2 protein-coding genes and 3 pseudogenes are annotated in these 4,633 nt (G+C 46.3%); 3 read left to right on the plus strand and 2 right to left on the minus strand.

Going from position 1 to position 4,633, the window contains the following annotated elements; all coding sequences use genetic code 11:
- Positions 1-68: 68 nt before the first annotated feature.
- Both tnpA and IAE50_RS25390 read right to left on the minus strand, forming a co-directional pair.
- A pseudogene (tnpA, locus tag IAE50_RS25385) lies at positions 69-419 on the minus strand (IS200/IS605 family transposase); the annotation flags it as partial.
- 31 nt (positions 420-450) lie between these two features.
- Positions 451-1,598, minus strand: a pseudogene (locus tag IAE50_RS25390) (IS3 family transposase).
- Between the two features lie 495 nt (positions 1,599-2,093).
- Between IAE50_RS25390 and IAE50_RS25395 the strand changes: the two are divergent.
- The 3 genes and pseudogenes from IAE50_RS25395 to IAE50_RS26390 all read left to right on the plus strand — a co-directional run.
- Positions 2,094-3,299 (plus strand): AAA family ATPase, encoded by a 1,206-nt coding sequence (locus IAE50_RS25395; protein ID WP_200581661.1) that lies wholly within the window; start codon positions 2,094-2,096, stop codon positions 3,297-3,299.
- Positions 3,296-4,258 (plus strand): ParB family protein, encoded by a 963-nt coding sequence (locus tag IAE50_RS25400; RefSeq protein ID WP_200581662.1) that lies wholly within the window; start codon positions 3,296-3,298, stop codon positions 4,256-4,258. Before IAE50_RS25395 ends, IAE50_RS25400 begins: the two co-directional genes overlap by 4 nt.
- Before the next feature lie 183 nt (positions 4,259-4,441).
- A pseudogene (locus IAE50_RS26390) lies at positions 4,442-4,633 on the plus strand (hypothetical protein); the annotation flags it as partial.

The raw sequence follows: 4,633 nt of genomic DNA on the forward strand, positions 1-4,633 counted from the left end.
TGTCACCCATGTGACCGGTCAGATCTGTAACCCATGTGACCGGTTCATACATTGTTACCTTCCTGTTTCTACTCTAGCAATTCCATCTGCTGTTCATGCGTTTGTTCCGTTTTCTCATGATGTCGCACATATCGTCTGATGATCTCTTCATTTACCCCTACCGTATCGACAAAGCATACACATGACCAAAAATGGTTTCCCCATAACTTTTTTCTTATGTGAGGGAAACGATTGTAGAGTCTGATGGCGCTACGCCCTTTCAGATGCCCCATCAAGGTCGATATCGAGATTTTTGGCGGGACAATCACCACCAGATGTACATGATCTGGCTGAACATTTAACTCCAGAACCTCACAATCTTTCATTCCGCAGAGAATGTAGATTGTCCTGTAAAGTTCCTTGCTCAGCTTATCTTTCAGGTGATCTTACCCACGTAATGTGGACACGGTCCTAAGCGAGATTCAGGTTTTCAATTGCTCAGGGCTGAGACCGCCGCACGCACTGTGGCGACGCCAACGATTGTAATCACACTCAATATAATTAAACACCGTCATCCGCATTATTTCCCGGCTGCCAAAGCACTCTCCGTGGATACATTCCACTTTCAGCGAGTGAAAGAAGCTTTCCACGCAAGCATTGTCATAACAGCAACCTTTGGCACTCATGCTCCCGTGCAGATTATGCCGTTTCAGTAAGGTCTGATAATCCGATGACAGTACTGCCCACCACGATCCGTGTGAACAATGACATTTCCCGGGCACTTACGCCGCCAGAGCGCCATTTACAGCGCATCACAGGCCAGTTGCGCTGTCATGCGCGACGACATAGACAAGCCAGTGACGGAACGCGACCACAGATCGATGACCACCGCCAGGTACAGCCAGCCTTCGTCCGTGCGCAGATACGTAATGTCACCCGCCCACTCTGGTTCGGGCCGCCGGCCCTGAAGTCTTGTTTCAACAGATTTTCTGACACGGGTAAACCGTGCCCGCGGTAACTGACCGGGCTGAACCTCCGTGCGGCTTTCGCTTTTAGCTCCTGACGACGCAGACTGGCAGCAATGGTTTTGATGTTTTACTCCGGCAGTTCGTTTGCCAGACGAGGCGCTCCATAACGCTGTTTTGCTTCTGTGAAGGCCTTACGGACCGCCGCATCACAGATGAGGAGGAACTGCTGACGCGGACTTTGCTGATGGTGGCGCAGACACCAGGCATACCAGTTGCTGCGGGCTATCCGGAGCACGCGACACATCGCTTTGATACTGAACTCAGCCTGATGATTTTCGATGAATACATACTTCATTTCAGGCGCTTCGCGAAGTATGTCGCGGTCTTCTGGATAATGGACAGCTCCTCTGCCTGCTCCGCCAGTTGCCGCTTAAGGCGGGCAATTTCAACCGCCATTTCCTGCTCACTTTCGGAAGAGGAATGTGCATTTTTCAGCTTGCTGCGCCAGGCATAAAGCTGCGATTCATACAGGCTGAGTTCGCGGGCCGCGGCGGCCACACCGATACGCTCAGCAAGCTTCAGGGCTTCGTTGCGAAATTCAGGCGTATGTTGCTTATGGTGCTTTTTGCTGGTTGATACTGGTTTAGTCATGAGTCACCTCTGGTTGAGAGTTTACTCACTTAGTCCCGTGTCCACTATTCGCGGGTAGGATCCTGAATCGATACTTTGGCGTCCAGACTTGTGGTATTTGCAACGCAAATATACATGTGATGAACTCCTGTAAAGCTCCATATCGGTCTGTCTCCTTTTATTTGTGGTGAGTAAGCAGAGATATTCCGACATGGGCATTCTTCAGGCTATAGCCTTACAGGATCAATCACCACCTCCCTGGGAGGTGGTTTAGGGATGACAATAAAAAAGGCCTGTTAACAGGCTTTTTTATTTGCAGCGCGGCCCTCGATTTCTGGGCGCTGGACTCAATGCCTATGTTTTCGGCCTTTCGGGAGATATGAATAGTGTCAATATATTATTTAAAAGTACAATTTTTTATGAAAAATCTGTTTTTGTTGTACATTTATATTTTTAATGTATTATCCTCTTGTTTGACAAGCCATAATGGCAATGAATCTCTTTCGAGGAATAACAATGAAACGCGATTACGGTGGTGTTGGTACGATAGCTTTGAGAGCCAGCTCTTTGCTGCAAGCCATGAGCCGGGAAATTGAAGCGCAGCGTAAGGAATTTAATCTGACTGAGTATCATCAGACTTATACTCGCAATGCGGTGGCGAAGTTACCAAAACTAAGCCGCCGTATCGTCGAGCAGGCTATGAAAGAAATGGAAGAAAATGGATATGACTTCAATAAAAAACAGGTCGGAAACGTCGAGCAATACGCATTGACGATACAGAATGTTATTGATATTTATGCCCACCGTAAAATTCCAAGATACAGGGATTCACACAAAGAGCCATACGTTATATTCATCGTTAACCTTAAAGGTGGAGTGTCAAAGACAGTAAGCACTGTAACGCTGGCTCATGCAATGCGCGTTCACCAGGATTTGCTCCGCCATGATTTGCGTATCCTGGTCATTGACCTGGATCCACAGGCATCAAGTACAATGTTCCTTGACCATACTCACAGTATTGGTTTAGTGCTTGAAACCGCTGCGCAGGCCATGCTGAACGATCTCGACTCAGAGACATTGCGTGAAGTGGTCATCCGGCCAACTATCATTCCTGGTGTGGATGTTATTCCAGCATCCATCGATGATGGTTTTGTGGCCAGCCAATGGGATTCACTGGTCGCCGAACATTTACCTGGAATTAAACCATCTGAGGTCCTCAGAAAAAAAATTATCGGACGCGTGGCAAATGATTACGATTTTATTTTTATCGATACAGGTCCTCACCTCGATCCTTTCCTACTGAATGGACTGGCAGCGAGTGATTTGCTGTTAACCCCTACCCCACCCGCTCAGGTAGATTTCCATTCAACACTTAAATACCTGACCCGCTTACCGGAAATGCTTGAACGGTTAGAAGAGGAAGGTATTGAACCTCGCCTGAGCGCGAATATTGGATTTATGTCGAAAATGACGGGCAAGCGTGACCATGAAACGTCGCATAGCCTGGCGAGGGAAGTGTACGCAAGTAGTATTCTTGACTCTTCATTGCCACGTCTGGATGGTTTTGAACGCTGTGGCGAATCATTTGATACGATTATTAGCGCTAACCCCATGTCTTACCCCGGTAGCGCCGAGGCGCTCAAGAAAGCCCGCACTGAAGCAGAACGCTTTACAAAAGCGGTTTTTGACCGAATCGAATTCATCAGAGGAACTGCCGAATGAAAAGTGTTATAGCTCGCGGACGCGTACTAGGTAACAATAACTCTGAGTTTGCGCGCATGCTCAATGGCGAAGGGAATGTCAGAATCTTTACCTTAAAATCAGGTAAGCAGGTCAAGTTTATTAGCACCATCGTGTTAGCCGGTGATATTGAGTCGAAGACGTTCGTTGACCCGACAGTCAATGGACGTGATCAGACTATGCTCACGCCGGAATCCGTGAGTGATATTTCCCGTACCATTAAGCTGCAACAATTTTTCCCTGCAACCGGGCGCGAAGTTAATGGGCGAATTGAAATATTAGATGGTACTCGTCGCCGGGCAGCATGCATCTTTAATCAGACAAAATTTGAGATACTGGTAACGAAAGATGAGATCAGTATCGCTGATGCCCGTCAGCTTGCAATTGATATTCAGACCGCGCGGGAACACAGTTTGCGCGAACTTGGTAAACGCTTTGAAGTGATGTACGGCAACGGTAAGACGAAAGAAGAAATAGCGCGAGCGGAAAATATTTCTCCTGCAAAAGTCACGCGTGCATTTCAGGCCGCAGCGGTTCCCGATGAGATGGTTGCGGTATTTCCGGTTATCAACGACATATCCATAGCTGATTACCAGTTACTCCTTCAGGTGGCGGAAAATGCCATAGCCAAGGGAGTTTCTGTATCCGAATTGATGGAATCAGTTCAAAAGCGGATTTCAGAGATCGGTAACACTACCCTGGATAAAAAGGACATTCTGACAATTATCAGATCTGAAGGTAAGGGCCTCAAGCCAGCCAAAGCTAAACAAATCGAGACAGAGAAACTGTGCGAATTCACTGATCGCAATCAGTATGCGAGAAAGAAAACAGATCAGAAGAAACGACTGGTTGTGTATGAATTTTCCCGTATCTCACCAAAAATACAGTCTGAAATTGATGATGCCATTAAAAAAATCATGCACAAAATATCGGCATCTTAGTAAAGAATTTAAACTGGAGAATATGTGATGATATACCCTATTCCGCCTTGAAATTCACCGTTTATTTTCATATTTAAACATATGAATTTTAACAATATTTAATAATTCTTTCATAGTGAAATCACCATTATTTTTTAGCATTGCCTCTGACATCGATGCACTGTTGTAACCCGGAGCTGACTGATGCTCGTAGCTGATTTTATTACAGACTTTTTTGGATTGAAGAAGCTGGACACAACTGGAATAAAAAACGTCGCTGAGTGGGATTTTTTGCTTAGTGATCTTTTTATCCTACTTCTGTTTTTTTGCATGAGGCTGGAGAGCAATGACCCTGACCCGAAATCCTGTGCCATCCAGAAACAGAATGCCGGCATA

Origin of the sequence: Kosakonia sp. S42 (genome assembly GCF_016624785.1) — a bacterium.
GTDB classification, from domain to species: domain Bacteria; phylum Pseudomonadota; class Gammaproteobacteria; order Enterobacterales; family Enterobacteriaceae; genus Kosakonia; species Kosakonia cowanii.